We start from the raw sequence: 25,424 nt of genomic DNA, 5'->3' as shown, positions 1-25,424 counted from the left end.
CGTAAGGTTGCCTCGTTGGCGCGGCCGGCGCCGCGGATCGAAGGAAGAAGGTTCATCGTCGCTGCGGCCACGCGGGCAGCAGCGCGTCGCGGCCGTTCTCGCGGATCAGCACGATCGGATAGCCGAACGCGTCGCTCGCGCGCGCGGGCGTCAGCACGTCGTGCACGGGGCCGGCCCACGCATGGCCGCGGCCGTCGAGCAGCAGCGCGTGCGTGGCGAAACGCCGCGCGAGATTCAGGTCGTGGCATGAGAACAGCACCGTGCGCGCGCCCGCGCCGAGCCACTCGGTCAGCGCGGTCAGCGCGTCGATCTGGTGATGGAGATCGAGATGGGCGAGCGGTTCGTCGAGCAGCATCAGCGGCGCGTCCTGACACAGCGTCGCGGCAAGCGCGACGCGCTGCCGCTCGCCGCCCGACAGAGAGAGCACGTCGCGCGACGCGAGCGCGTTCAGTCCGAACGTGGCGAGTGCGTCGCGCGCGGCCGCGCGGTCGTCGTCGCGCTCCCAGCCCCACCCGCCGAGATACGGGAAGCGGTTGAGCAACACCGTGTCGAATACGGTCGCGCTGAACGCGTCGTGCAATTGCTGCGGCATCAGCGCCCGGCGCCGCGCGAGCGCGCCGGCCGGCCAGTCGGCGAGCGGCCGACCGTCGATCTCGACGTGGCCGCCGGCCGGCCGCTGCAAGCCTGCGAGCGTCGCGAGCAGCGTCGTCTTGCCGGCACCGTTCGGCCCTGCGACACACCAGATCTCGGCAGGCCGGAACGCGTGCGTGAAACCGTCGAGCAGCATCCGCTCGCCGGCCTTGAGCGTCAGGTCGACCGCTGCACAACGGACGTCGCAGGCGGCTTGCGTCATCGCATCGGCCTCCTCAGCAACATCCACAGGAACACCGGCACGCCGACGAGCGCGGTCATCACGCCGACCGGCAATTGCGCGGGCGCGATCGCAGTGCGCGCGAGCAGGTCAGATGCCATCACGCCGCCGCCGCCCGCCAGCATCGCTGCGGGCAGCAGCATCCGCTGATCGTTGCCGAATGCCAGCCGCAGCGCGTGCGGGACGACGAGGCCGACAAAGCCGATCGTACCGGCCGTCGTCACCGCGGCCGCGGCCGCGAGCGACGCGACGAGGTAGATCTGCACGCGCAAGCGCGCGACCGGCACGCCGAGCGCGAGCGCGGTCGCGTCGCCGCGCAGCAGCACGTTCAGTTGCGGCGCTGCCGGCAGCGCGACGCATGCGGCCAGCAACAGCGCGCCCCACGCGAACCATGGCGTCGTCACGCCGTTCAGATCGCCCGTCAGCCAGAAGATGATTCCCCGCAGCCGCGCATCGGGCGCGAGCGACAGCAGCAGCGTGACGAGCGCGCCCCACCCGGCCGCGATCACGACGCCCGTCAGCAGCAGCCGCGGCGATGCGTCGCGCGAATCGCCGCGCCACAGCTCGCGGCGCGCGAGCCCGAGCACGAGCGCGACCGACACCAGCGCGCCGGTGAACGCGCATGCGTCGACGACCCACCACGCGGCGCCCGCGATCATCGCGACGAGCGCGAAACCGGCCGCGCCACCCGATACGCCGAGCACGTACGGCTCCGCGAGCGGATTGCGCAGCAGCACCTGCAGCAGCGCACCGGCCAACGCGAGCAGCGCGCCGCACGCAAAACCCGCGAGCGCACGCGGCAATCGCAGTGTGCGCACGATGTCGGCAAACAGCACGTCTGCGCCGCCGTGCGGAACGAGCGAGGCGAGCGCCTGCCAGGGCGACATCGGCACGCTGCCGATCGACAGCGAAGCCACGAACAGCAGCGCGACCACGGCCGCCAGCACGGCCCAGATCGCCGCGGCGCGCGCGGCGCTCATGCGCTGCACGGCGCGGTGCATGACGTGCGACGCTCAGGCTCGTCGCCGGCCCGGCCGGACATGGGCGTCGCGCGACCGCGTGTAATGGGCATACGCAAGCTCGTCATCCTCGTTGAACGGGTTGTTGATGCGCGCACCGGGAACCGTAACGCGGCGATGCCGTCGCGCGACACGGCCGACGTTGGTGTTTGCTTCGCAGCGCAACGTCGCGCGGCCGGCAATCTGCGCAATATAGTGGAAGCCGCCGTACCGGGTCGACCGGCGCCGCGCCTGCGCGGTCCTTTGGCGCGCTCGATACTGCTGCACGCATGGCTCGCCCTGCCTGATACGCGCCGGTGCGCCGCGCAGTCGATCCGTGCGCTGCGACCGCCGGCGTCGGCGCCGCTGCGCACGAAGCGGCAGCCGCAGCAGTCCGCGCGGGGACCGCGGCGAGCGGCACGCGGCGGCGCACTGGAGGCGCTGCGCGCGCGATTGGGGTCAGCATCGAAGTGAAATCTCGTGGAGCACTGCGCGCCCCGCTTCCCCGCGGGCCACGCGTCATGAAGCCCTGCAGGCTTCCCGCATCGGCCGGTATCCGGGCTGGCGACGGACCGGCTCGCCTTCCCGCGCGCACGCGCAGTGGCCCGCGCCCGCGTGCGAACCTGCACGCGAAACGCGCCCGAGCCGGCCTGCGTCATACGACGCGGCCGCTTACCGTTGCGGGGGCAGCGCAGGTTGGCGATCTCCTGGCGGAGCACGCGCCCTGCTTCCCGTTTAACCGCGCGACACGCGCGCGAGCACCGATGCGGCGCCAGTTTAGGAGCGGGCTGCGCGAGCGTCAAGAAAGCGTCAAAACGCATGCGCAGCGCATGCCGGGCATGCATATTCGCAGCAAGAAGCGGGGGTGTTACGACTGGAAACGTTACAGATGTCGGAATGCGCGTTATTCCGCGCTAAAATGCTGGGTCTTTAGAGGACGCAGCAGATGCTCAACGAACTCGAAACCTTATCTCAAAATATTGGCCGTCTGATCTCGCTGAACAAGCGCTATCACTCGGAACGGCTCGCGCTCGAGGAGCAGGTCGCGCAAATGCGCGCGGAAGCGGACACGGTCCGCGCGGAGCTCGAGCAGCTGCGCGACGAACGCAATGCGCTTGCGGCCGAGCGCGACGCGCTGTCGGCGAAGATCGACGACGCGCAGGTCAAGCTGAACGCGATTCTCGAAAAGCTGCCGCGCACGAAGAGCGCGGAGCAAGCCGACAACCAGCTCGACCTGCTCGATGCGCAGGCGCGCCCGGATAGCGACGACGCGGCCAGCCACGGAGAACATGCATGAGCACCAAGCAGATCGAAGTCTCGATTCTCGGTCAGCCGTATCGGCTCGCCTGTTCGGCTGAAACCGAAGCGGCGCTGCTCGAGGCCGTCGCGCGCGTCGATGCCGAAATGTCGAAGATCCGCGCGAACAGCTCGGTGCGCGGCACCGATCGCATCGCAGTAATGGCCGCGCTGTCGCTCGCGTCCGAATTGCTGCGACTGCAAACGAGCGTGCGGCACGGTGAAGCATTTCCGGCCGAAGAAATCCGTCGTACAATGCACCAGATGAACGAACAGCTCGGCGCGGTGCTCGCACAGCACGAAGCGCAGTAACGTTTGATCGATGCGTCGATTCCCCTTGATCTCGGCGATCAACGGTGGTCAAATTGGCGCAACGAAACACAGTTCAGTCAGCTTCCCTGCCTGGTTCGCCAAGGTCATATATTCCTTGAACCAATGCCATGTGCACGGTTGCGGAAATTTGTAGCACGGGCGCGCGCGTCACTCTGTCTGATGTACCCGAAGTGCTGCTAACTGCGACCAATTCTGAACCTCAGGTTCAGGATGCCGGCCTAGCGGCCAAGGCGGGGGCCTATTCAACGGCATCGGGAACTCCCGATGCCGTTTCCTTTTGCAACAGCCCTTTCTGCGTCGATTACGATCCATGCAATACTGGCTGATGAAGTCCGAACCGGACGAAGCAAGCATCGACGATCTCGCGCATGCGCCGCAGCAATCGCTGCCATGGACGGGCGTGCGTAATTATCAGGCGCGCAATTTCATGCGCGACACGATGAAGATCGGCGACGGCGTGCTGTTCTATCACTCGAGCTGCCCCGAACCGGGCATCGCGGGCCTCGCCGAAGTCTCGTCGATGCCATACCCCGATCCAACGCAGTTCGATCCGAAAAGCCCGTACTACGATCCGAAGTCGACGCAGGAAGCACCGCGCTGGCTGCTCGTCGACGTGCGCTTCGTGAAAAAGTCTCCGCTCGTGCCGCTCGCGGTGCTGCGCGAACACGATGAACTCGCGGACATGCGCGTGCTCGCGCGCGGCAACCGGCTGTCGATCACGCCGGTCACGCGCGCGGAATGGCGCTTCATCACCGAAAAGTTGATGAAGTAAGCGCACGCAGTACGCGCAGGCCAAACCGCACGCCGAACGTCAAATCCGGTCAAGCCGCGCCGCCACCACGGAACTCCCGGCACGTTCGTGCAGCCTAAGCAACCGCTGTCGCCCGATCGGGCAGGCGGCTGTTTTTTCGTCGCGCGGCACGCCCGCGTCGCGCACGCGTGATCCGCGTGCGCGCCCTCGCACAAGGAGTCCAACAATGACCAAGAAATCCGCACTCGCGCTGTCGCTCGCCCTCGCCGCCGCCGTGCCTGTCGCACTGACCCTCGCATCGCCGGCCGCGCATGCGCAGACCGCGAACCCGCATTTCCCGGAGCCGGCCGGCGTGCTGTCGCTGTCGTCGCAGGCGAGCGCCGACGTGCCGCAGGACATCATCCACATCACGCTGTTCTACGAGCAGCAAGCGAAGGACCCGGGCAGCCTGACGGCCGCGCTGAACCAGCGCGCCGACGCGGCGCTCGCGCAGGCGAAGGGTGCGTCGGGCGTGTCCGCGCACACCGGCGCGTTCTCCGTGTATCCGAGCACCGATCGCGACGGGAAAATCTCCGCGTGGCGCGGCCGGACCGAAGTCGTGCTCGAATCGCGCGATTTCGCGGCGGCGTCGAAGCTCGCGGGGCAACTGTCGAGCCAGATGCAGGTCGCGAACGTCGAATTCTCGCTGTCGCCGGAAGCGCAGCGCGCGGCCGAGCAAAAACTCACGACGGAGGCGATCAAATCGTTCCGCGCACGCGCCGACGAAGCCGCGAAGGCGTTCGGCTACAGCAGCTACTCGATTCGCGACGTGAATGTTGGCGGCGGCCGCAACGTGCAGCCGTACACGCGGATGATGGCAATGGCCGCGGCGCCGATGGACAGCGCGAAGATGAGCGCACCGATCTCGGTCGAAGGCGGCAAGGCAACCGTGTCGGTGACCGTCAACGGTTCGGTGCAGATGAAGTAACGCGCATCGCGCCGTCGCGCGCCCGATGTGAAAACGCCGGCCCTCGGGCCGGCGTTTTTGTTTGCGAGTCAACGCTCGCGACGGACACGGCATGTGCGCATCGGCAACGCGTCATCCGGCAACGCAAACCGCTGCGCATCATGCGGCGGCATTACGCCACCGCGTTCACCGTGCGGCGGCGATACGCCCATACGAGCAACGCGATGCCCGCGACGATCATCGGCAGCGACAGCCACTGCCCCATCGACAGGCCAAGTGCGAGCAGGCCCAGGAAGTCGTCCGGTTCGCGCGCGAATTCGACGGTGAAACGCGCGAGCCCGTAGCCGATCAGGAACAACGCGGACACCGCGCCCATCGGCCGCGGCTTGCGCGCGAAGAAGAACAGCACGAAGAACAGCGCAATGCCTTCGAGTGCGATTTCATAGAGCTGCGAAGGATGGCGCGGCAGCATCTGGTACTGCATGAACACATCGGCCAGATGCCACTTCTCGACGAGCGCCGGATGCTTCGGCAGCCACGCGGCGTCGTCGCGCATCGCGCCCGGGAACAGCATCGCCCACGGTGCGCCCGGATCGGTCACACGGCCCCACAGCTCCCCGTTGATGAAGTTGCCGAGCCGCCCTGCCGCAAGCCCGGTCGGCACCATCGGCGCGACGAAATCGGTGACCTGCAGCCAGTGGCGCTTGCGCTGCCACGCGAACAGCACCATCGCGAGCGTGACGCCGAGGAAGCCGCCGTGAAACGACATCCCGCCCTCCCACACCTTGAACACGTCGAGCGGGTGCGAGAGGTAGAAGTCGGCCTTGTAGAACAGCACATAGCCGAGCCGGCCGCCGAGCACGGTGCCGAGCACGCCGTAGAACATCATGTCGTCGATGTCCTTCACGGTCCAGCCCTGCGCCGCGACATGCGGCAGCTTCAGGCGGATTCGGCCGACGACGATCGCCGCAATGAAACCGACGAGATACATGAGGCCGTACCAGCGCACGGCCAGCGGGCCGAGATGGATCGCTACGGGGTCGAAATTCGGGTGAATGATCATGGGTTAGCGATGAAGTTTTCGAATGCGGTACGGCGCTCGCACTGCGCCGCACCGCGCATTGGACGGCGCCGGCGTGCCATCGTTCGCGCCGCGGCCGGCCGCGGTCCGCATCACGCGGTCACGGCCTGCGCGCGCACGACGTCGATGAAGCCCGCGAGCACGGGGCTCACGTCGCCGGTGCGCCACACGAGGCCCGTCTCGACGACCGGTGCGTGCCCGGCCAGCGGCCGGTAGACCACGCCGGTGCGCCGCAGGTTACGCAGCGACTGCGGCACCAGTGCGACACCCATGCCGGCCGATACGAGGCTGACGATCGTCTGCATCTGGATCGCCTCCTGGCCGATGCGCGGGGTTTCCCCCGCCGCGCCGTAGCAGCCCGTAATGATGTCATAAAAGCCGGGCGCCAAACGACGCGGGAAGATGACGAGCGGCAGCGCGGCCAGGTCGGCCAGATGCACGGGCTCGGTTTCGGGCACGTCGGGCGCGGCGGCGGCCGGCATCGCGACCACCAGCGGCTCGCGCACCACCGGCAGATACGACAGCCCGGCCGCGTGGCGCGGCGGCACCGGCGGAATCACGAGCCCCGCGTCGATACGGCCCGCGACGAGTTCGTCGATCTGGACGTCGCTCGTCGCCTCCGCGAGCTGCAGCCGCACCTGCGGATACCGCGCGCCGAACGCGCGCAGCAGCGACGGCAGCAGCCCGTAATCGGCGGTCGACACGAACGCGAGCGACAGCGAGCCCGCCTCGCCGCGCGCGAGACGCCGCGCGAGCGGCGGCAGCGCGTCGGCCGACGCGAGCAGCCGGCGCACGTCGGGCAGCAGCGCGGCGCCCACCGCCGTCAGCGCGACCGAGCGCTTGGTGCGCGCGAACAGCGCGACGCCGAGCGCGTCCTCCAGCGCGCGGATCGCCTGCGACAGCGGCGGCTGCGTCATCGACAATCGCTCGGCCGCGCGGCCGAAGTGGCGCTCGTCGGCAACCGTCACGAAATAGCGCCACTGGCGCAGGTCGGGCGTCGGGTCGGCCATGTATTACTCATTCGGAAAACGACTTAATAAGCGAGAAATAATATATTGGACATCCGATAACGAAAACTCCATTCTTGATCGATCCATCCGGCGCGCCTGCGCGCCGGCGTCGCTCAAACAACGATGGAGCTCCCCATGCCGTACAACCGCCGCTCTCGAAACATCACGCAAGGCGTGGCCCGTTCGCCGAATCGCTCGATGTACTACGCGCTCGGCTATCAGAAGGAGGATTTCGACAAACCGATGATCGGCATCGCGAACGGCCACTCGACGATCACGCCGTGCAATTCCGGCTTGCAGCGGCTGTCGGACGCGGCCGTCGCGGCCGTGAAGGCGGCCGGCGCGAACCCGCAGATCTTCGGCACACCGACGATCTCGGACGGCATGTCGATGGGCACGGAAGGGATGAAATACTCGCTCGTCTCGCGCGAAGTGATCGCCGACTGCATCGAGACCTGCGTGCAGGGCCAGTGGATGGACGGCGTAGTGGTAGTCGGCGGCTGCGACAAAAACATGCCGGGCGGGATGATCGCGCTCGCGCGTCTGAACGTGCCGGGCATCTACGTGTACGGCGGCACGATCCGCCCGGGACTCTGGAAGGGCCGCGACCTGACGATCGTGTCGTCGTTCGAGGCGGTCGGCGAGTTTACTGCCGGCCGGATGTCCCAGGAGGATTTTGAAGGGGTCGAGAAGAACGCATGCCCGACGTCCGGATCATGCGGCGGCATGTACACCGCGAATACGATGAGCTCGTCGTTCGAAGCGCTCGGCATGTCGCTGATGTATTCGTCGACGATGGCGAACCCCGATCAGGAGAAGGTCGACTCGGCCGCCGAATCGGCGCGCGTGCTGGTCGAGGCCGTGAAGCGCGACCTGAAGCCGCGCGACATCATCACGAAGGAGTCGATCGAGAACGCGGTGTCGCTGATCATGGCGACCGGCGGCTCGACCAACGCGGTGCTGCACTATCTCGCGATCGCGCATGCGGCCGAGGTCGACTGGTCGATCGACGACTTCGAGCGCATCCGCAAACGCGTACCGGTGATCTGCGATCTGAAGCCGTCGGGCCAGTACGTCGCGACCGATCTCCACCGCGCCGGCGGCATCCCGCAGGTGCTGCGGATCCTGCTTGACGCGGGGCTGCTGCACGGCGACTGCATGACGATCACCGGCCGCACGATCGCCGACGAACTGAAGGACGTGCCGGGCGTGCCGCGCGCGGATCAGAGCGTGATCTTCCCGATCGATCGCGCGCTGTACAACGAAGGCCATCTCGCGATCCTGAAGGGCAATCTCGCCGAAGACGGCGCGGTCGCGAAGATCACCGGCCTGAAGAACCCGGTGATTACCGGCCCGGCGCGCGTATTCGACGACGAGCAAAGCGCGATGGACGCGATCCTCGGCGACAAAATCCGCGCCGGCGACGTGCTGGTGTTGCGCTATCTCGGGCCGCAGGGCGGGCCCGGGATGCCGGAAATGCTCGCGCCCACTTCGGCGATCATCGGCAAGGGGCTCGGCGAGTCGGTCGGGTTCATCACGGACGGCCGCTTCTCGGGCGGCACGTGGGGCATGGTCGTCGGCCACGTCGCGCCCGAAGCGTTCGTCGGCGGCACGATCGCGCTCGTGCAGGAAGGCGATTCGATTACGATCGACGCGCATCGGCTCGTGCTGCAGCTGAACGTCGACGACACTGAGCTCGCGCGCCGCGGCGCCGCGTGGAAGCAGCCGGCCCCGCGCTACACGCGCGGCGTGCTCGCGAAATACGCGGCGCTCGCGCGGCCGGCGAACAAGGGCGCGGTCACCGGTTGACGAGCATCCCAGGGTATATGACCCCATTGCGGACCGCCGCGGCGGAAACGCGCAGAACGGCGGTTCCCTTTGCTCTTATAATGCGCGGACCGTGAAGCCGGCCGTCCCCGCCGGCGGAGAACCGCATGAAACAGACGATATTGCGCGCGCTGCTCGTCGCGCTGCTGACCGGCAGCGCGACCGCCGCGCATGCCGACCTGGCCGGCGACGGGGTCGCGCTCGCGCAGCGCAAAAACTGCATGGCATGCCATGCGGTCGGCAAGCCGTTGATGGGCCCGTCGTTCCACGACATCGCCGGCAAGTACGCGATGCGCGCCGACGCCGTCGATTACCTTGCGCAATCGATCGTCAGGGGCAGTGTGGGCGTATGGGGCGGCGTGCCGATGCCCGCCAACACGCAATTGACGAGCGCCGAAGCGCATACGCTCGCGCAGTGGGTGATGTCGCTGCACTGAGCCGTTAACGAGCTGCGCGCCAGTACGCGTCGCCGTTCGCCGCGCACCGCTCGACGCACTTCATTGTTGGCGCATCGCGCCGACATCGCCGATGCGGACGGAACCCGCGCGTGCGGTTCGCCCACACGCGGCGGCGGCAGACGTCAGCCCGAATGACCGGTCCGGCGGCGCGCGATCTCTTCATCGACCGCGTCGCGAACCCACTCCATCACTTCGGTTTCAAGTGCCAGCGCCACCTCGCGCGTGATCTGGCCGACAAGCCAGGCCGTATGGTCGTGCAGCGCGTCGCGGCAGCGGGCTTCGATAGCGTCGCGCCCTTCGCCGGTCAGATAGTTCGTGAGCCGATTGCGCAGACGCTCGGCGATGTGCTGCGCATCTTCCGGCGTCAGCACCGCGGCTGCGGGCGCAGCCGCCCGTGACACACCGCCGGCGAGATGATCAGTGACGAGCGCGCCGGCAGCCGGCGTGGTTTCCCGGTGCAGCATCGCGTCGTCATCTGCCGGCGCCGCGCTCATACCGGGCGGTTGCAGATCCTCGGCGCCGAGCACGGACCGCAGCGGCGCCAGCGCGGACGCCGGTTCGTGCGCGACGACGTGCCCGGCCGCACCCGGCTGCGCCGGCGCGTCGCTATCGCCCGGCAATTCGATGGCCGGCACTTCCGGCGTCGGGACCGGCTCGACCACGACGAATTCGGGGTCCGTTCGTACGTGTGGGAATCCGGCGGACACGCGGGTCGCAAGGCCCGACGTAACCACATCGGTCAGCACCGGAATGGCGGCATCGTCACGCGGCGGCGCATCGGCCGCGTCCGAACGCGCCGGCGCCGGCACCGGCTTGCCCGGCACGAGCACGTCGGTCAGCGTCGGGATCGAAGGGGATTCGGGTTGTGTCACGGGTGCGCTCCGTCGACGGTTTCGGCTAGCCGCCCTGCTTGTAATTGTTCAGCGCGTAGCCGCGATCGCGGTAAAAGCGGTAGCGATCGCGGCCCGCGGCAAGTTCGTCCGGCGCATTGCCCACCACTTCGAGCAGGCGCTCGAAGCGTGCGAACTGCGCGGGCACGGTCGCGCCCAGGTTCAGCAGTACGTGATGATGCGGCGCCTGGGCGAGGTCCGTCGTCAGCACGATCGGCGTGCTCGCCGCGTGCGCGCTGTCGACGCTGCAGTGCGGGATGAAATCCAGCGGCGAGAACGTCCACAGCCGCTCGTCCAGCGCGCGCAGGCGCGCGGGCTCCGCGAGCACGACGACCGGCTGCCCTGCCTGATAGGCCTTGCGCAGCAGCCGGCATGCATACGCAAGCGAATCGCCGACGTTCGAATGGAAATCGATTCGCGTCATTGCCCGCTTGCCCGCATCGTCTTGACTGCCTCCATCACTGGCCGGCGCGGTCGATCAGGAACTGCGCGAGCAGCGGCACCGGACGTCCCGTCGCCCCCTTCGCCGCGCCGCCCTTCCACGCGGTGCCCGCGATGTCCAGGTGCGCCCACGGGTAGCTCTCGGTGAAGCGCGACAGGAAGCACGCGGCCGTAACGGCGCCGGCCGGACGACCGCCGATGTTCGCGATGTCCGCGAAATTCGACTTCAGCTGTTCCTGGTATTCGTCGTCGAGCGGCATGCGCCACGCCGGATCGTTCGCTTCGCGCGATGCGTCGAGCAGTTCGCCCGCGAGCGCATCGTCCTTCGAGAACAGGCCGCTGTTGTGCGCGCCGAGCGCGATCACGCACGCACCCGTCAGCGTCGCGACGTCGATCACGGCTGCCGGCTTGAAGCGTTCCGCATATGTGAGCGCGTCGCACAGGATCAGGCGGCCTTCGGCATCGGTGTTCAGCACCTCGATCGTCAGCCCCTTCATGCTGGTGACAATGTCGCCCGGCTTCGTCGCGTTGCCGCCCGGCATGTTCTCGCAGGTCGGCACGATCGCGACGACGTTGATCTTCAGGCCCATTTCGGCGACCGCACGCATCGTGCCGAGCACCGAACCGGCGCCGCACATGTCGTACTTCATTTCGTCCATGCCCTCGCCCGGCTTCAGCGAGATGCCGCCCGTGTCGAACGTGATGCCCTTGCCGACCAGTACGATCGGCGCGGCCTTCGCGCCAGCGCCCTGGTAGTGCAGCACGATGAACTGCGGCGGCTCGACCGACGCGCGCGCGACCGACAGGAACGAACCCATCTTCAGCGCCTGGATCTGCTTCAGCCCGAGCACCTCGGCCTTCAGGCCCCAATCCTTCGCGATCTTCTTCGCGGTGTTGCCGAGATAGGTCGGCGTGCACACGTTGCCGGGCAGGTTGCCGAGGTCGCGCGTGAGGTCCATCCCGTTCGCGAGCGCGACGGCCTGCTTGATCGCAACCTTCGCAGCCTTTTCGTCCGCCGGGTCGACGCTGAACACGACGCGCTTGAGCGTGTGCGACGCCGGTTCCGGCTTGCTCTTCATCTGCGTGAAGCGGTACGTCTCGTTGCGCAGCGCGAGGATCGCGGCGCGCACGCCCCAGTCGGAGCTGCGCTCGTCGACCGGCAGTTGCGCGAGCGAGAACGTGACCTGGACGACCTTGGTCGCCAGCAGCGCGCGCCATGCGGCCGTGACCGCATCGTTATAGGCTTTCTGATTGAAAGCATCCTGCTTGCCGAGGCCGACCAGCAGCACGCGCGATGCGCCGATGCCCGACACTTCATGCAGGAACAGCGTCTTGCCGCGCTTGCCGTCCATGTCGCCGGCCTTCACCACGCGCGAGATGAGCCCCTTGGTCGCCGTGTCGATGTCGAGCGCCGCACCGGAGAGCGTCTGCGCCTCAAAGATGCCGAGCACGATGCAATCGGACTTCCCGGTCAGGAACCCCTTGGCCTCGCCTTTGCTCCAATCACAGCCTTTTATGCTAAAGTCCATCGCGCTTGTCCTCGGATAAAATCTGGGCTAAGGATGAAAGCCGCAATTATCCGCTATTTTTCCCGTGGCGGCGCGAGCGCTCCACCACGCGTGCGCAGCCTCCCGCCCTCTTCTCATCAAGAATGATCTTCGAACGCTCCCTCCAGCGCGAGCTTGCGTATACGGCTGGCGCCGTGTTCATGGTGCTGCTCACGATCATGCTCACGACGATGATGATCCGCATCGTCGGCTATGCCGCGTCCGGCGAAATCGATCCGCGCGACGTGCTCGTGCTGATCGGCCTGACCGTGATCGGCTATCTGGCCGTGATGCTCGTCGTCACGCTGTTCGTGTCGATCCTGTTCGTGCTGACCCGGTGGTACCGGGACTCCGAAATGGTGGTCTGGCTCGCGTCGGGCGTAAGCCTCACGCGCCTGATCAAGCCGATCGGCGTGTTCGCGACGCCGATCGTCCTGCTGATCGCATTCTTCGCGTTCGTCGGCTGGCCGTGGTCGAACCAGCAAAGCAAGATGATCAAGGCGCGCTTCCAGCAGCGCGACGAAATCTCGCTGCTTGCGCCCGGCCAGTTCCGCGAATCGGCGTCGAACCATCGCGTGTTCTTCATCGAAAAGATGTCGCCGGACCAGAGCAAGGTCCAGAACGTGTTCGTCACGTCGACCGAGAACGGCAAGGTCAACGTCGTCGTGTCGCATACGGGCCATACCGAGACGCGCGACGGAGACCGTTTCGTCGTGCTGGAAGACGGCCGCCGCTATGACGGCACGCCCGGCCAGCCGAACTTCAAAATCATGGAATTCCAGCGCTACGGCGTGAAGATCACGAGCACGCCGGTCACCAACGTGCCGACCACCAACAGCACGTCGACGCCGGACCTGCTGCGCGATCCGACGCGCAACAATCTCGCCGAATTCGCATGGCGCGCGGGGCTGCCGCTGATCGCGATCAACCTGATGGTGCTCGGCATTCCACTGTCGTACCAGAACCCGCGCCGCAGCCGTACCATCAACCTCGTGATGGCCGTGCTGATCTACCTGACCTATTCGAATCTGCTGAACGTCGTGCAGGCGCAAATCGAACAGGGCAAGATGTCGTTCGGCGTCGGCCTCGTCGGCCTGCACGTGATCGTCGCGGCGATCGTCGCGTTCATTTTCTGGTTGCGGGTCCGCAATCGTCCGCTGTTTACACGCGCGCTGTTCGGCCGCTCGGGAGCATGATCGATGCGGCTCTATGAAAAATACTTCGCGCGGCAAATCTACATCACGTTCGTCTTCATCCTGTTCGCGTTCTCGGGCCTGTTCTTCTTTTTCGACCTGATCAACGAACTGAACTCGGTCGGGCACGGCAACTACAAGTTCGGCTACGCGGTGTTGCGCGTCGCGCTGCAAACCCCGTCGCGCTTCTACGAGATCATCCCGGTCGCCGCGCTGATCAGCGCGATCTACGTGTTCGCGCAGATGGCCGCGAACTCGGAATTCACGATCTTCCGCGTGTCGGGTCTCGCGACCAACCAGGCGCTGCGCTCGCTGCTGAAAATCGGCGTTCCGCTCGTGATCGTCACCTACCTGATCGGCGAATTCGTCGGCCCGTACGCCGATCAATTGTCCGAACGCGTGAGACTGCAGGCGCTCGGCGCGTCGGTGTCGTCGAACTTCCAGTCGGGCGTGTGGGTGAAGGACACGCTCGCGGCCCGGGAGAACGGCGATCAGGTCACGCGCTTCGTGAACGTCGGCAGCCTGTCGCCCGATTCGACGATCAGCAACGTGCGCATCTACGAGTTCGATTCGAAATTCCAGCTGCAGAACGTGCGGATCGCGCAGACGGGCAGCTATGAGCCGCCCGGCCACTGGCTGCTCAAGGGCGTGACGGAAACCGAACTGACGCCGATCAAGCCGGTCAGCGGCGAGCCGGCCGACGCGCTGAACCCCGTGTACCGGTCGCAGCAGGTGACGCTGCCCGAATACCGGCTGCGCTCGGATCTGACGCCGCAGATTCTGTCGGTGCTGCTCGTGTCGCCGGAGCGCATGTCGCTGATCAACCTGTTCCGCTACATCCAGCACTTGCGCGAGAACCAGCAGGATACGCAGCGCTACGACATCGCGCTGTGGCGCAAGCTGCTCTACCCGTTCGCGGTGTTCGTGATGCTCGTGCTGTCGCTGCCGTTCGCGTATCTGCATACGCGCGCCGGCGTGGTCGGCGTGAAGGTGTTCGGCGGCATCATGCTCGGGATGAGCTTCCAGCTGCTGAACACGCTGTTCTCGCACATCGGCACGCTCAATACCTGGCCGGCGCCGCTGACCGCGGCCACGCCGGGCCTCATCTATCTCGCGCTCGGCCTGTTCGCGCTGAAGTGGGTCGACCGGCATTGAGCGCCGTCACGACGGAGGCTTCGACATGAGTTCGCAAGGCATCGTCCTGTTCGGCCACGGCGCGCGCGATCCGCGCTGGGCCGACCCGTTCGAACGGCTGGCCGCAAGACTGCGGGGCGCGGGCGCGCCCGCGCCGCACGTGTCGCTCGCATTCCTCGAACTGATGACGCCGTCGCTCGACACGGCCGTCGCCGCGCAGGTCGCGGCCGGATGCACGCGCATCACCGTGGTGCCGGTGTTCTTCGGCCAGGGCGGCCATGTCCGCCGCGACCTGCCGCAGCTCGTCGACGCGTGCCGCGCCGCGCATCCGGGCGTCGACATCCGCTGCGCGACGGCGGTCGGCGAGGACGACGGCGTGCTCGATGCGATCGCACGCTACTGCATCGAGCAGGTCGAGCGCGACGCGTAAGCGACTCGGCGGCCCGACCCGGCCACCCCAAACAAAAAAAGCGCTGGCTTCCATAGCCAGCGCTCTTTTTTTGCGTGCCGGACTCATCGCCGCGACGTTTGCCGATCGGACCGCCCCGCCGATTCAAGCGGCATTGCGCAACGCATCGCCCGATTTCGCGATCGGCGCGCGCTCGGCGAATGCATCGCCGATCATCAGCAGGCTCGGTTCGGCCGGGTCGAGCCAGGCCTGCGCGTCGCCAGCGGCCATCTGCGCGAGCGTCAGCGTGAGCGTGCGCTCGCGTGCGGTGCTGCACGCCTCGACGATCGCGACGGGCGTCGCGGGCGCACGGCCGGCGTCGATCAGTTCCTGCGCAATGCCGGGCGCGCTGTCGCGGCCCATGTAGTAGACGATCGAATCGGCGCGCGCGGCCTCGCGGATCTCGTCGCTCCCCGGCGCGCGGCTGTGCGTCGCAAACGCCACGCTGCGCGACACACCGCGCAACGTGAGCGAACGCTTGAGCGTCGCCGCGCCGGCCAGCGCCGCGGTGATGCCCGGCACGATCTCGTAGTCGATGCCGGCCGCTTCCAGCGCGCGCATTTCCTCTTCGGCGCGACCGAACAACATCGGATCGCCGCCCTTCAGCCGCACGACGCATGCATGCTCGCGGGCTGCATCGACGATCTGCTTGTTGATGAAGTGCTGCGCGGTCGAACGCTGCCCGCAGCGCTTGCCGACCGCGATCCTGCGCGCGTTCGGCGCGTAGTCGAGCATCGCCGGCTCGACGAGCGCGTCGTGCAGCACCACGTCGGCCTGCTCGAGCAGCCGCAACCCGCGCACCGTGATGAGGTCCGCTGCGCCCGGCCCTGCGCCGATCAGATACACCTTGCCCATGTTTGTCGCTTCACTCGTCCTGCTCATGCCGATGGCAGCCGGCGCGCACCGCCGCGACGGCGGCGGTCAACGCCGGTCATGCCGCTTACGCGGAGAACGCGCGGATCATGCCGGCGGCGACCGTATGGTGCGTCGCCTCGTCGATCAACACGAACGCGCCCGTGCCCGGATGCGCATCGTACGTATCGCAGACGATCGGCTTCTGCAGCGTCAGCGCCACGCGTCCGATGTCGTTCATTTTCAGTTCCTGACGGTCGGTCGCGTGCGACAGCGTATGCACGTCGAGCACTTCCTTCACCGCGCCGATCTTCGCGAACACCGTGCTGGTGGTCTGCTTCAGCAGGTACTTGCGCTGCGGCGACAGCGGCGTCTCGTCGAACCAGCACAGGTCCGCCTCGAGCTTCTTCGCCGGCGCGACCGGCTCGGCGGTCGTCACGAACATGTCGCCGCGCGACACGTCGACGTCTTCCGCCACGCGAATCGTCACCGTCTGCCCCGCGAACGCGTGCGGGACCGCCGCGGTGCCGCCCGGCACCGGCGCGATGATCTCGGCGACCGTCGCGGTGCGGTTCGACGGCAGCACGACGATGGTGTCGCCGACCTTCACTTCGCCCGACTCGATCCGGCCCATGTAGCCGCGGAAATCGTCGGCCGAACTGCCGTCCTGGCGCGCGACCCACTGCACCGGGAAGCGCAGCGCATCGTGCGCCTGCGTCTCGACCGGCAGCGATTCGAGCACGTCGAGCAGCGGTTCGCCCGCGTACCACGGCATGCGCTCGCTCGCGCCGACGATGTTGTCGCCCTTCAGCGCGGACACCGGTACGAAGCGCACGTCATTCAGCCCGAGCTGCTTCGCGAGCGCGACGTACGCGTCGCGGATCTCGTTGAACCGCGCTTCGCTGTAATCGACGAGATCCATCTTGTTGATCGCGACGATCACGTGCTGCAGCGCGAGCAGCTTCACGATCGCGCTGTGGCGCTTCGTCTGCGGCAGCAGTTCGGCGACGCCGTTATGGACCGTCACGCGCGTCGCGTCGACGAGGATGATCGCCGCGTGCGCGGTCGATGCGCCCGTCACCATGTTGCGCGTGTACTGCTCGTGGCCCGGCGTGTCGGCGATGATGAACTTGCGCTTCGCGGTCGCGAAATAGCGGTACGCGACGTCGATCGTGATGCCCTGCTCGCGTTCGGCTTCGAGCCCGTCCGTCAGCAATGCGAGGTCGATCTCGTCGCCGACGGTGCGCTTGTTCTTCGCGCGCGACAGCGCGGACAGCTGGTCGGACAGCACGGCCTTGCTGTCGTACAGCAGGCGGCCGATCAGCGTGCTCTTGCCGTCGTCGACGCTGCCCGCGGTGATGAAACGCAGCACGCCGAGGTCTTCGGTGTTCTCGATGATGCTCATGGTGTGAATGTCCTCGTGTGCTTCAGAAATAACCTTGCTTCTTGCGCTGTTCCATCGCCGCTTCGGACGCCTGGTCGTCCATCCGCGTCGCGCCGCGTTCGGTGATCTCGGTCACCGCCGTCTCGGCAATGATCTTCTCGACGTCGTCCGCGTCGCTCGCGACCGGGCACGTGCAGCTGATGTCGCCGACCGTCCGGAAGCGGACCTGCGCGATCTCGCTCGTCTCGCCTTCACGCATCGGCGTGAGCGGCGTGACCGGCACGAGCAGCCCGTTGCGGCGCACGATCTCGCGCTGGTGCGCGTAGTAAATCGACGGCAGTTCGAGGTTTTCGCGCGCGATGTACTGCCACACGTCGAGTTCGGTCCAGTTGGAGATCGGAAACACGCGCAGGTGCTCGCCGTTGTGCAGGCGTGCGTTGTACAGGCTCCACAGTTCCGGACGCTGCGCTTTCGGATCCCACTGGCCGAATTCGTCGCGGAACGAGAAGATCCGCTCCTTCGCGCGCGCCTTCTCTTCGTCGCGGCGCGCGCCGCCGATCAGCGCGGTGTAGCCGTGTTGCTCGATCGTCTCGAGCAGCGTCACGGCCTGCGCGGCGTTGCGCGAATCGGTTTCGCGGCGCAGCACGACCGTGCCGCGCTTGATCGAGTCCTCGACGTGGCCGATCACCAGCTCGGCGCCGAGTTCCTTCGCACGGCGATCGCGGAAGTCGATCACTTCCTCGTAGTTGTGGCCCGTGTCGATGTGCACGAGCGGGAACGGCAGCGTCGTCTTGCGGTTCGCGCCGAGACCGAATGCCTTCAGCGCGAGATGCAGCACGACGACCGAGTCCTTGCCGCCCGAGAACAACAGCGCCGGCTTGCTGCACTCGGCGACCAGTTCGCGCAGGATGTGGATCGACTCGGCTTCGAGCCAGTCGAGGTGTCCCATCCGGTTGTCGGCACCGGCGGGCGGGGCAAAGGCGGATTGCTCGAGCGTCGTGCTCATGATTTCAGTCCTTCTCTTCTGGGTTCGTGCCGCCCGCTGTCGCAGGCGGCGCAATATTCGGTTTCTTGTCGGCTTTCAGTGCGCGGCGCCGGCTTCGGCATTCGCGGGAATCGGCGTGATCGTCGTGATGTGCAGCCCGCATTCCTTCGTGTCGCGCGACTCCCACCACCAGCGGCCCGCGCGGCTGTCCTCGCCGGGGCGGATCGCACGCGTGCACGGCTCGCAGCCGATGCTCGGATAGCCGCGCGCGTGCAGCGGATTCACCGGCACGTCGAACGCTTTGAGGTACGCCCACACGTCGGCTTCCGTCCAGTCGGCGAGCGGGTTGTACTTCGCGATCCCGCGCGCTTCGTCCTGTTCTTCCTCGTGCAGCTCCGCACGCGTGACCGACTGCTCGCGACGCTGTCCCGTGACCCACGCGCCGACGTCGGCGAGTGCGCGGTTCAGCGGCTCGACCTTGCGGATATGGCAGCACGACTTGCGCAGCTCGACGCTTTCGTAGAACGCATTCAGACCGTGCTCGGCGACGTACTGGTCGACCGCCTCCTGCAGCGGGTGGAACTGCTCGATCTCGTAGCCGTAGCGCTCGCGCACGCGGTCGATCATGCCGAGCGTCTCCGCATGCAGGCGGCCCGTGTTCAGCGAGAAGATGCCGATCGGCACCTGCTTCGACAGAATCGCGTGCGTGAGCAACATGTCTTCCGCGGCAAGGCTGCTCGCGAGCTTGACCTTGTCGTGGCGTGCGCCGACCTGCGCGAGCAGCGTGTCGAGGCGCTCGATCTTCGCGGCGAGTTCGGGCGAGAGTGCGTTGGCGGTGCTCATGCGTTCACCTTTGCAGCGGGCGTCGCTGCATCGGCCGCGGCAGCGCGGCGGCGGAACAGCGGCGCCGGCTCGTCGAACGCGCCCTGGTAACGCTGCGTGAATTCCGTGAACGCGTTCAGCGCGTCGCGGATGTCCTTGTCGGCACGCACCGCGAACGCGTCGAAGCCGCAACGCGACATGTAAAGCAGCTGGTCGCGCAGCACGTCGCCGATCGCGCGCAACTCGCCGGTCCAGCCGTGGCGCTCGCGCAGCAGGCGCGCGATGCTGTAGCCGCGGCCGTCCGCGAAGCGCGGGAAATCGACGGCGATCAGCGAAATCGCACCGAAGTCGGCCACCAGATCGGCCGGCTCGCTGTCCGGCGCGAGCCACACGCCGAGTTCGTCCTTCGTCTTCGCAGCGACGAGCGTCGCACGCTCGGCCTGCCACAGCGCGAACGGCACCAGCACCTTGCCGGCCGGCAATGCGTCGACCGCGGGCAGTGCGCCGTCTTCAGCCGCGCGCACGACCTGCCATGCGTCGTCGATCACTGCGCGGTTCTTGATAATCGAAGCCATCTGCAAATTCCTTGTACCCGGTTGGTTACGCGTTCACTGCCTGGCGCGCCGCATACACGCGCTCCTTGAACGGCGCGATGCCGATGCGGTCGTACGTGTCGATGAAGCGCTCGCCGTCGATGCGCGCTTCGACGAACGTGTCGATCAGCTTCGCGATCACGTCCGGCACCTCTTCGGCGGAGAACGACGGCCCGATCACGCGGCCGAGGCGCGCGCCGTTGCGGCCCGTGCCCTGCTCACCGCCGAGCGACACCTGATACCACTCGGCGCCGTCCTTGTCGACGCCGAGAATGCCGATGTTGCCCACGTGATGGTGACCGCACGAGTTCATGCAACCGGAAATGTTCAGCGACAGGTCGCCGAGGTCGTACACGTAGTCCAGATCGTCGAAACGCTGCTGGATCGCGAGCGCGATCGGGATCGACTTCGCGTTCGCGAGCGAGCAGAAGTCGCCGCCCGGGCACGCGATGATGTCGGTCAACAGGCCGATATTCGGCGTCGCGAAACCGGCCGCCTTCGCCTTCTCCCACAGCGCGAACAGGTCGCGCTTCTTCACGTTCGCGAGGATCAGGTTCTGCTCGTGCGACACGCGCAGTTCGCCGAGCGAATATGCGTCGGCCCAGTCGGCTACCAGGTCCATCTGCTCGGCCGTCGCGTCGCCCGGGGCCACGCGGTGGTCCTTCAGCGACAGCGTGACCGCCGCATAGCCCGGCACCTTGTGCGGCGCGACGTTGCGCTCGACCCAGCGTGCGAACGCCTTGTTCTCGAGCAGGTGCTGTTCGAACGACGCGTCGGTGTCGGCGAGCTTCTCGTAGACGGGCGGCAAGAAGTATTGCGACACGCGGTCGATTTCGGCCTGCGTGAGCGTCGACGGGCCGTCCTTCAGGTGCTGCCACTCTTCGTCGACCTGTTGCGCGAACTTCGCCGGCGACAGCGCTTTCACGAGGATCTTGATCCGCGCCTTGTACAGGTTGTCGCGGCGGCCGTAGCGGTTGTATACGCGGAGCACTGCTTCGCAGTACGTGAGCAGGTGCTGCCACGGCAGGTCTTCCTTGATCACCGCACCGACGATCGGCGTACGGCCGAGGCCGCCGCCCGCGAGGATGCTCGCGACCACTTCGCCCTGCGCGTTCTTTTTCAGATACACGCCCAAGTCGTGGATCTGGACGGCCGCACGGTCATGCTTCGAGCCCGACACGGCGATCTTGAACTTGCGCGGCAGCCACGCGAACTCGGGATGGAACGTCGACCACTGCCGCAGGATCTCGGCCCACGGGCGCGGGTCGATCTCTTCGTCCTGCGCGACGCCGGCGAACTGGTCGGCCGTGATGTTGCGGATGCAGTTGCCCGACGTCTGGATCGCGTGCATCTGCACCGACGCCAGCTTCGCGAGGATCTCGGGCGTCTCTTCGAGTTCGACCCAGTTGAACTGGATGTTCGAGCGCGTCGAGAAGTGGCCGTAGCCGCGGTCGTGCTCGCGCGCGATGCGCGCGAGCATGCGGAGCTGCTCACTGCGCAGGTTGCCGTACGGAATCGCGATGCGGTGCATGTACGCGTGGCGCTGCATGTACAGCCCGTTCTGCAGGCGCAACGGACGGAACTCGTCTTCGCTCAATTCGCCCGACAGGCGGCGGCGCACCTGATCGCGGTACTGCGCGACTCGCTCGTCGACGATCGTCTGGTCGTACTGGTCGTACTGATACATTCGGGGACCCCAGGGTTTTCGTGGTGACCGCGCGACGTCCTAGCCACGTCGCGCCCGAATCTCCGTTCCGCCGCTATCGCGGGCCTTCCGCGGCCCGACTGGATTGCTAATGACGAAAACAGATATCCATATTTGAAAAACTCCGGTGAATCGTAATAAACTCCCCTTATATTTCAAACGACTAAAAAATTCTGTTGATATGCGGAAGGGTTATAAATGAACCTGCACCAATTTCGCTTCGTGCGCGAGGCCGTCCGGCAGAATTTCAATCTCACCGAGGCCGCCAAGGCGCTGTACACGTCGCAGCCGGGGGTATCAAAGGCGATCATCGAGCTGGAGGACGAGCTCGGCGTCGAGATCTTCACACGGCACGGCAAGCGCGTGCGCTCGCTGACCGAGCCGGGCAGAATCATCCTCGCATCGGTCGAGCGGATCCTGCAGGAGGTCGAAAGCCTTAAAAGGGTCGGGAAAGATTATGCGGCGCAGGATCAGGGCAACCTGACGATCGCGGCAACCCACACGCAGGCGCGCTACTCGCTGCCGGCAGCGATCGCCGAGTTCAAGAAGCGCTTTCCGAAGGTGCACCTGTCGATCCTGCAAGGGAGCCCCACGCAGGTCGCCGAGATGGTGATCCACGACCAGGCCGATCTCGCGATCGCGACCGAGGCGATCGCCGACTATAAGGAACTCGTGTCGCTGCCCTGCTTCCAGTGGCATCACGCGGCCGTCGTGCCGGCCGATCACCCGCTGCTCGAGCGCAAGCCGGTCACGCTCGACGATCTCGCGCAGTACCCGCTGATCACGTACGACGACGCGTTTGCCGGCCGCAAGAAGATCAATCACGCGTTCGCGCTGCGCGGGCTGTCGCCCGACATCGTGCTCGAGGCGATCGACGCGGACGTCATCAAGACCTACGTCGAGCTGGGTCTCGGCGTCGGGATCATGGCCGACATCGCGTTCAACCCCGAGCGCGACCGCAACCTGCGGCTGATTCCGGTCGGCCACCTGTTCGGCAGCAACGTGACGCGCGTCGCGCTCAAGCAGGGGGCCTACCTGCGCAGCTATGTGTATACGCTCGTCGAACTGCTGTCGCCGACGCTGAACCGGAAGCTGATCGAGCAGGCGCTCAAGGGCGAATCCGAATCGTACGAGCTTTGACGGACAGGTAAGAACACCGGGGCGCACATCGCGCCCCTTTTTTTGTTGCCCGACGCAGAAGGAGATACCCGCATGACGCTTCCCGCCCTGTTGCGCCGCGCCGCCGGCGCCGCCCTCGTGCTCGCCTGCGCGGCCGCGCATGCCGACCTGAAGGTCGGCGTCGACCTGTCGTCGACCGGCCCGGCCGCGGCGATCGGCATCACCAGCAAGAATGCGATCCTGATGTGGCCGAAGACGATCGCCGGGCAGCCGGTGCAGGTGACGGTGCTCGACGATGCGTCCGATCCGGGCACTGCCGTGCGCAACATCCGCAAGCTGGTCGACGAGGATCACGTCGACGTCGTCGTCGGCCCGAACATCACGCCGGCCGCGCTGGCGGCGCTCGATGCGGTGGCCGGCGCCCAGACGCCGATGATCACGCTGGTCGGCTCGGGCGCGATCGTCGAGCCGCAGGAAGGCGCGCGGACCTGGGCGTTCAAGATGGCGCAGAGCGACAGCGCGATGGCCGACGTGATGACGCGCTACATGGCCAACCATGGCGTGAAGACGGTCGGCTTCATCGGGTTCGCGGACAGTTACGGCGACAGCTGGCTGAACGAGTTCACGCGCTTCGCGGAAGTGCGCAAGATTCGCGTGATCGCGACGGAGCGCTTCAACCGCACCGACGCGAGCGTCACCGGCCAGGCGCTGAAGCTGATCGCGGCGAAGCCCGACGCGATTCTGATCGCGGGCTCGGGCACGCCAGCCGTGCTGCCGCAGCGCACGCTGATCGAGCGCGGCTACAAGGGCGCGATCTACCAGACGCACGGAATTGCGACGCCCGAATTCATCAAGCTCGGCGGCAAGGACGTCGACGGGACGCTGTTCCCGACGCAGCCGGTCGTCGTCGCGCGCACGCTGCCGGCCGATCATCCGGCACGCAAGGCCGCGTTGGCGTTCGTCGACGCATATGAAGCGAAATACGGCGCGGGTACCGTCACGCAGTTCGCGGGCGACGCGGCGGGCGTGTACCCGCGACTCGCGGACGCGGTCGGCCGCGCGCTGAAGGGCGCGCCTCCCGGCACGCCGGCCTTCCGCGCGGCGCTGCGGCGCGAACTCGAACGCGCGCATGAGCTCGTCGTGCCGAACGGCGTCGTGAATACGAGCGACAAGGATCACGTCGGGCTCGATCAGCGCGCGAGCGTAATGGGGATCGTCAAGCACGGGCAGTTCGTGTACTTGAGCCAGTAGTGCGCCGCCGGGCAGCGCTGCTTGCCCGACGGCCGGTTTTACGCCATAATCCGCGTTTCGCCGCGCACAGTCCGCATCGATGGATGCGTGGCCGGAAGCAAGCCCAGGTGGTGAAATTGGTAGACGCAGGGGACTCAAAATCCCCCGCCGCAAGGCGTGCCGGTTCGATTCCGGCCCTGGGCACCAGTATTTCTTCTGCAGCGTCATGCGCTGCACCTGTCGAAACCCGCGCAGCTCGCCGCTTCGCGGGTTTTTTGTTTTCCGCCCCACGCGATGCAACGCGCGGCCGCGCGCGGTGGTCGAAGCATCATGACGAATACGCGGCACCGAGGCAGCCCATGTTCATCCGCAAGATGTCATCCCCGCTGCGCGCCCGCATGCTCGCCGCCATGCTGCTGCTCGCGCTGTGCGGATGCGACGTGCTGACCGCCCCGCCCGTGCCCGACTGGCCGGGCCCGCATGCGCCCTATCCGTTCCCGGACGACGTCCCGCACCGCACCGAATGATCGCCGCGCGTCGCGCCGCCGCGCGCGCTCAGGCCGTCAGTTCGCGCACGAAGTCGAGAAACACGCGGACCTTCGCGGCAACCAGGTTCGACGCGTGGTGATACGCATATAGCGGAAACGTCTCGTCCGCCCATTCCGGCAGCAGTTGAACCAGCCGCCCGTCGGCGAGGATGTCCCGCGCGTAGAGCGCCAGCAGCTGCGCGACGCCCTCGCCGCCCAGGCACGCGCCGAGCAGCCCGCCCGTATCGTTGACCATCAGCCGGCCGGTCGCGTCGACCGGCACCACGTCCTTGCCGCGATGGAATACCCAGTCGTACGGCCGGCCCGTCACCGGATCGCGGATCAGCACGCAGCGATGGCCGCTCGCGAGATCCCGCGGGTGGCCCGGCTCGCCGTGACGCGCGACGTAGCCGGGCGACGCGCAAGTAAGCACGCGCGTCTCCAGCAGCAGCCGCGCACGGTATGACGACGGCTCCGGAATGCCGAAGCGCACGGCCACGTCGAATCCGTCGGCCACGAGGTCGCCCATCCGGTCGCGCACGCTGATCTCCACCGACAGCTCGGGGAAACGATCGAGGAACTCGGCCATCCTCGGCGCCAGCACGTAATGGCCGAAGGTACCGTCCACGTTGACCCGCAACCGCCCCCTGACGCGCGCCCGCGAACGACCGGCGTCGACCGCGGCCTCCTCGATGCCGGCCAGCAGCGGCGCTACTGCCTCGTAGAACCGCCGCCCTTCGTCGGTCAGCGTGATCGCGCGCGCGGTCCGGTTGAAGATCCGGATGCCAACGCGCTCCTCCAGCCGCGCGACCGCCCGGCTCACCGCCGGCTGCGTGAGCCCCATCGCCTCGCCGGCGCGTGCAAAGGTGCCCGCCTCGATCACCGCCGAAAGCACGCCGATTCCGCTCAGAAGTCTGCTGTCGAATGCCATGACACATACTTTTAGTCATTCATGATCTGATCATTATTCATTATTTTTATTG

At 66.9% G+C, this 25,424-nt stretch carries 27 protein-coding genes, 1 tRNA gene, 1 other RNA gene and 1 riboswitch; of the genes, 15 read left to right on the top strand and 14 right to left on the bottom strand.

What is annotated here, in order from left to right:
- Positions 1–52: 52 nt before the first annotated feature.
- Positions 53–853 carry an ABC transporter ATP-binding protein gene (locus KDW55_RS26405; protein WP_069241650.1) on the bottom strand — a complete coding sequence of 267 codons (801 nt, stop codon included), beginning with the start codon at positions 851–853 and terminating at the stop codon, positions 53–55.
- On the bottom strand, positions 850–1,851 hold the full coding sequence (locus tag KDW55_RS26400) for an iron ABC transporter permease (RefSeq protein WP_212161573.1): 1,002 nt from the start codon (positions 1,849–1,851) through the stop codon (positions 850–852). Before KDW55_RS26400 ends, KDW55_RS26405 begins: the two co-directional genes overlap by 4 nt.
- Positions 1,852–1,935: 84 nt before the next feature.
- Here KDW55_RS26400 and KDW55_RS26395 point away from each other — a divergent pair, with 84 nt between their 5' ends.
- The 6 genes from KDW55_RS26395 to KDW55_RS26370 all read left to right on the top strand — a co-directional run bounded on the left by KDW55_RS26395 (position 1,936) and on the right by KDW55_RS26370 (position 5,216).
- Complete coding sequence (locus KDW55_RS26395) at positions 1,936–2,343, top strand: hypothetical protein (protein WP_212161572.1); 408 nt, start codon at positions 1,936–1,938, stop codon at positions 2,341–2,343.
- A gap of 55 nt (positions 2,344–2,398) precedes the next feature.
- Positions 2,399–2,650: riboswitch (cobalamin riboswitch) on the bottom strand.
- A gap of 165 nt (positions 2,651–2,815) precedes the next feature.
- A complete protein-coding gene (locus KDW55_RS26390) occupies positions 2,816–3,166 on the top strand; it encodes an ATPase (protein WP_069241652.1) in 351 nt (116 codons plus the stop codon).
- Positions 3,163–3,477 carry a cell division protein ZapA gene (locus KDW55_RS26385; protein WP_040141458.1) on the top strand — a complete coding sequence of 105 codons (315 nt, stop codon included), beginning with the start codon at positions 3,163–3,165 and terminating at the stop codon, positions 3,475–3,477. The genes KDW55_RS26390 and KDW55_RS26385 overlap by 4 nt, the downstream gene beginning before the upstream one ends.
- A gap of 80 nt (positions 3,478–3,557) precedes the next feature.
- Positions 3,558–3,739: non-coding RNA, 6S RNA (ssrS, locus tag KDW55_RS26380), on the top strand.
- 69 nt (positions 3,740–3,808) lie between these two features.
- On the top strand, positions 3,809–4,270 hold the full coding sequence (locus tag KDW55_RS26375) for an EVE domain-containing protein (protein ID WP_212161570.1): 462 nt from the start codon (positions 3,809–3,811) through the stop codon (positions 4,268–4,270).
- 205 nt (positions 4,271–4,475) lie between these two features.
- A complete protein-coding gene (locus tag KDW55_RS26370; protein WP_040141462.1) occupies positions 4,476–5,216 on the top strand; it encodes an SIMPL domain-containing protein in 741 nt (246 codons plus the stop codon).
- Between the two features lie 151 nt (positions 5,217–5,367).
- Here the strand turns inward: KDW55_RS26370 and lgt are convergent, their stop codons facing one another.
- Entirely contained in the window at positions 5,368–6,258 is an 891-nt protein-coding gene (lgt, locus tag KDW55_RS26365) for a prolipoprotein diacylglyceryl transferase (protein WP_040141464.1), read from the bottom strand.
- Positions 6,259–6,368: 110 nt separating this feature from the next.
- Complete coding sequence (locus KDW55_RS26360) at positions 6,369–7,286, bottom strand: LysR family transcriptional regulator (RefSeq protein WP_040141466.1); 918 nt, start codon at positions 7,284–7,286, stop codon at positions 6,369–6,371.
- A gap of 135 nt (positions 7,287–7,421) precedes the next feature.
- Between KDW55_RS26360 and ilvD the strand changes: the two genes are divergently transcribed.
- A complete protein-coding gene (ilvD, locus tag KDW55_RS26355) occupies positions 7,422–9,095 on the top strand; it encodes a dihydroxy-acid dehydratase (RefSeq protein WP_212161569.1) in 1,674 nt (557 codons plus the stop codon).
- A gap of 125 nt (positions 9,096–9,220) precedes the next feature.
- The gene (locus KDW55_RS26350; RefSeq protein WP_069241655.1) at positions 9,221–9,550 is read left to right on the top strand and encodes a c-type cytochrome; all 330 of its coding nucleotides are present in this window, start codon (positions 9,221–9,223) and stop codon (positions 9,548–9,550) included.
- Positions 9,551–9,693: 143 nt separating this feature from the next.
- Here KDW55_RS26350 and KDW55_RS26345 read toward each other — a convergent pair whose 3' ends face one another.
- Genes KDW55_RS26345 through KDW55_RS26335 form a run of 3 tightly spaced genes read right to left on the bottom strand, consistent with a single transcriptional unit; the run spans position 9,694 to position 12,431 of the window.
- A complete protein-coding gene (locus KDW55_RS26345; RefSeq protein WP_212161568.1) occupies positions 9,694–10,443 on the bottom strand; it encodes a DUF2486 family protein in 750 nt (249 codons plus the stop codon).
- Positions 10,444–10,468: 25 nt separating this feature from the next.
- Positions 10,469–10,885 (bottom strand): DNA polymerase III subunit chi, encoded by a 417-nt coding sequence (locus KDW55_RS26340; RefSeq protein WP_040141470.1) that lies wholly within the window; start codon positions 10,883–10,885, stop codon positions 10,469–10,471.
- 34 nt (positions 10,886–10,919) lie between these two features.
- The gene (locus KDW55_RS26335; RefSeq protein WP_040141471.1) at positions 10,920–12,431 is read right to left on the bottom strand and encodes a leucyl aminopeptidase; all 1,512 of its coding nucleotides are present in this window, start codon (positions 12,429–12,431) and stop codon (positions 10,920–10,922) included.
- Positions 12,432–12,553: 122 nt separating this feature from the next.
- Between KDW55_RS26335 and lptF the strand changes: the two genes are divergently transcribed.
- From lptF to KDW55_RS26320, 3 genes are read left to right on the top strand one after another with little or no spacing between them, the layout of a single operon-like run.
- Positions 12,554–13,645, top strand: coding sequence for an LPS export ABC transporter permease LptF (gene lptF / locus KDW55_RS26330; RefSeq protein ID WP_069241658.1), 1,092 nt, complete (start codon positions 12,554–12,556; stop codon positions 13,643–13,645).
- A 3-nt stretch (positions 13,646–13,648) separates the two neighbouring features.
- On the top strand, positions 13,649–14,797 hold the full coding sequence (lptG, locus tag KDW55_RS26325) for an LPS export ABC transporter permease LptG (RefSeq protein WP_040141473.1): 1,149 nt from the start codon (positions 13,649–13,651) through the stop codon (positions 14,795–14,797).
- A gap of 25 nt (positions 14,798–14,822) precedes the next feature.
- Complete coding sequence (locus KDW55_RS26320; protein WP_040141474.1) at positions 14,823–15,206, top strand: CbiX/SirB N-terminal domain-containing protein; 384 nt, start codon at positions 14,823–14,825, stop codon at positions 15,204–15,206.
- A gap of 123 nt (positions 15,207–15,329) precedes the next feature.
- On the opposite strand, the gene cobA is transcribed toward KDW55_RS26320, so the two are convergent.
- The 6 genes from cobA to KDW55_RS26290 form a co-directional block, all read right to left on the bottom strand.
- Positions 15,330–16,079, bottom strand: coding sequence for a uroporphyrinogen-III C-methyltransferase (gene cobA, locus KDW55_RS26315; protein WP_212161577.1), 750 nt, complete (start codon positions 16,077–16,079; stop codon positions 15,330–15,332).
- Positions 16,080–16,164: 85 nt separating this feature from the next.
- The gene (locus tag KDW55_RS26310; RefSeq protein WP_212161567.1) at positions 16,165–17,481 is read right to left on the bottom strand and encodes a sulfate adenylyltransferase subunit 1; all 1,317 of its coding nucleotides are present in this window, start codon (positions 17,479–17,481) and stop codon (positions 16,165–16,167) included.
- 22 nt (positions 17,482–17,503) lie between these two features.
- On the bottom strand, positions 17,504–18,466 hold the full coding sequence (gene cysD, locus KDW55_RS26305) for a sulfate adenylyltransferase subunit CysD (protein WP_040141477.1): 963 nt from the start codon (positions 18,464–18,466) through the stop codon (positions 17,504–17,506).
- A 75-nt stretch (positions 18,467–18,541) separates the two neighbouring features.
- On the bottom strand, positions 18,542–19,288 hold the full coding sequence (locus tag KDW55_RS26300; protein WP_212161565.1) for a phosphoadenylyl-sulfate reductase: 747 nt from the start codon (positions 19,286–19,288) through the stop codon (positions 18,542–18,544).
- Positions 19,285–19,842, bottom strand: coding sequence for a DUF934 domain-containing protein (locus KDW55_RS26295; protein WP_040141479.1), 558 nt, complete (start codon positions 19,840–19,842; stop codon positions 19,285–19,287). Before KDW55_RS26295 ends, KDW55_RS26300 begins: the two co-directional genes overlap by 4 nt.
- 25 nt (positions 19,843–19,867) lie before the next feature.
- A complete protein-coding gene (locus KDW55_RS26290; RefSeq protein ID WP_040141480.1) occupies positions 19,868–21,547 on the bottom strand; it encodes a nitrite/sulfite reductase in 1,680 nt (559 codons plus the stop codon).
- 216 nt (positions 21,548–21,763) lie between these two features.
- Between KDW55_RS26290 and KDW55_RS26285 the strand changes: the two genes are divergently transcribed.
- The 4 genes from KDW55_RS26285 to KDW55_RS26270 all read left to right on the top strand — a co-directional run bounded on the left by KDW55_RS26285 (position 21,764) and on the right by KDW55_RS26270 (position 24,441).
- Positions 21,764–22,705: a CysB family HTH-type transcriptional regulator gene (locus tag KDW55_RS26285; RefSeq protein ID WP_009689198.1), complete on the top strand. Its 942-nt coding sequence runs from the start codon at positions 21,764–21,766 to the stop codon at positions 22,703–22,705.
- 72 nt (positions 22,706–22,777) lie between these two features.
- On the top strand, positions 22,778–23,935 hold the full coding sequence (locus KDW55_RS26280) for an ABC transporter substrate-binding protein (protein ID WP_059548788.1): 1,158 nt from the start codon (positions 22,778–22,780) through the stop codon (positions 23,933–23,935).
- 101 nt (positions 23,936–24,036) lie between these two features.
- Positions 24,037–24,121, top strand: a tRNA-Leu gene (locus KDW55_RS26275).
- Positions 24,122–24,273: 152 nt separating this feature from the next.
- The gene (locus tag KDW55_RS26270) at positions 24,274–24,441 is read left to right on the top strand and encodes a hypothetical protein (protein ID WP_156432242.1); all 168 of its coding nucleotides are present in this window, start codon (positions 24,274–24,276) and stop codon (positions 24,439–24,441) included.
- A 28-nt stretch (positions 24,442–24,469) separates the two neighbouring features.
- Here the strand turns inward: KDW55_RS26270 and KDW55_RS26265 are convergent, their stop codons facing one another.
- Positions 24,470–25,372: a LysR family transcriptional regulator gene (locus KDW55_RS26265; protein ID WP_040141482.1), complete on the bottom strand. Its 903-nt coding sequence runs from the start codon at positions 25,370–25,372 to the stop codon at positions 24,470–24,472.
- Positions 25,373–25,424 lie beyond the last annotated feature (52 nt).

It is taken from the genome of Burkholderia sp. AU19243 (assembly GCF_018148075.1).
Classification (GTDB): domain Bacteria; phylum Pseudomonadota; class Gammaproteobacteria; order Burkholderiales; family Burkholderiaceae; genus Burkholderia; species Burkholderia latens_A.
This window is presented reverse-complemented; position numbering and strand designations above follow the sequence as displayed.

Coding starts and splice junctions, on each gene's coding strand:
- KDW55_RS26405 (WP_069241650.1), bottom strand. CDS start 853: ATGACGCAAGCCGCCTGCGACGTCCGTTGTGCAGCGGTCGACCTGACG.
- KDW55_RS26400 (WP_212161573.1), bottom strand. CDS start 1,851: ATGAGCGCCGCGCGCGCCGCGGCGATCTGGGCCGTGCTGGCGGCCGTG.
- KDW55_RS26395 (WP_212161572.1), top strand. CDS start 1,936: ATGGGCATACGCAAGCTCGTCATCCTCGTTGAACGGGTTGTTGATGCG.
- KDW55_RS26390 (WP_069241652.1), top strand. CDS start 2,816: ATGCTCAACGAACTCGAAACCTTATCTCAAAATATTGGCCGTCTGATC.
- KDW55_RS26385 (WP_040141458.1), top strand. CDS start 3,163: ATGAGCACCAAGCAGATCGAAGTCTCGATTCTCGGTCAGCCGTATCGG.
- KDW55_RS26375 (WP_212161570.1), top strand. CDS start 3,809: ATGCAATACTGGCTGATGAAGTCCGAACCGGACGAAGCAAGCATCGAC.
- KDW55_RS26370 (WP_040141462.1), top strand. CDS start 4,476: ATGACCAAGAAATCCGCACTCGCGCTGTCGCTCGCCCTCGCCGCCGCC.
- lgt (WP_040141464.1), bottom strand. CDS start 6,258: ATGATCATTCACCCGAATTTCGACCCCGTAGCGATCCATCTCGGCCCG.
- KDW55_RS26360 (WP_040141466.1), bottom strand. CDS start 7,286: ATGGCCGACCCGACGCCCGACCTGCGCCAGTGGCGCTATTTCGTGACG.
- ilvD (WP_212161569.1), top strand. CDS start 7,422: ATGCCGTACAACCGCCGCTCTCGAAACATCACGCAAGGCGTGGCCCGT.
- KDW55_RS26350 (WP_069241655.1), top strand. CDS start 9,221: ATGAAACAGACGATATTGCGCGCGCTGCTCGTCGCGCTGCTGACCGGC.
- KDW55_RS26340 (WP_040141470.1), bottom strand. CDS start 10,885: ATGACGCGAATCGATTTCCATTCGAACGTCGGCGATTCGCTTGCGTAT.
- KDW55_RS26335 (WP_040141471.1), bottom strand. CDS start 12,431: ATGGACTTTAGCATAAAAGGCTGTGATTGGAGCAAAGGCGAGGCCAAG.
- lptF (WP_069241658.1), top strand. CDS start 12,554: ATGATCTTCGAACGCTCCCTCCAGCGCGAGCTTGCGTATACGGCTGGC.
- lptG (WP_040141473.1), top strand. CDS start 13,649: ATGCGGCTCTATGAAAAATACTTCGCGCGGCAAATCTACATCACGTTC.
- KDW55_RS26320 (WP_040141474.1), top strand. CDS start 14,823: ATGAGTTCGCAAGGCATCGTCCTGTTCGGCCACGGCGCGCGCGATCCG.
- cobA (WP_212161577.1), bottom strand. CDS start 16,079: ATGGGCAAGGTGTATCTGATCGGCGCAGGGCCGGGCGCAGCGGACCTC.
- KDW55_RS26310 (WP_212161567.1), bottom strand. CDS start 17,481: ATGAGCATCATCGAGAACACCGAAGACCTCGGCGTGCTGCGTTTCATC.
- cysD (WP_040141477.1), bottom strand. CDS start 18,466: ATGAGCACGACGCTCGAGCAATCCGCCTTTGCCCCGCCCGCCGGTGCC.
- KDW55_RS26300 (WP_212161565.1), bottom strand. CDS start 19,288: ATGAGCACCGCCAACGCACTCTCGCCCGAACTCGCCGCGAAGATCGAG.
- KDW55_RS26295 (WP_040141479.1), bottom strand. CDS start 19,842: ATGGCTTCGATTATCAAGAACCGCGCAGTGATCGACGACGCATGGCAG.
- KDW55_RS26290 (WP_040141480.1), bottom strand. CDS start 21,547: ATGTATCAGTACGACCAGTACGACCAGACGATCGTCGACGAGCGAGTC.
- KDW55_RS26285 (WP_009689198.1), top strand. CDS start 21,764: ATGAACCTGCACCAATTTCGCTTCGTGCGCGAGGCCGTCCGGCAGAAT.
- KDW55_RS26280 (WP_059548788.1), top strand. CDS start 22,778: ATGACGCTTCCCGCCCTGTTGCGCCGCGCCGCCGGCGCCGCCCTCGTG.
- KDW55_RS26270 (WP_156432242.1), top strand. CDS start 24,274: ATGTTCATCCGCAAGATGTCATCCCCGCTGCGCGCCCGCATGCTCGCC.
- KDW55_RS26265 (WP_040141482.1), bottom strand. CDS start 25,372: ATGGCATTCGACAGCAGACTTCTGAGCGGAATCGGCGTGCTTTCGGCG.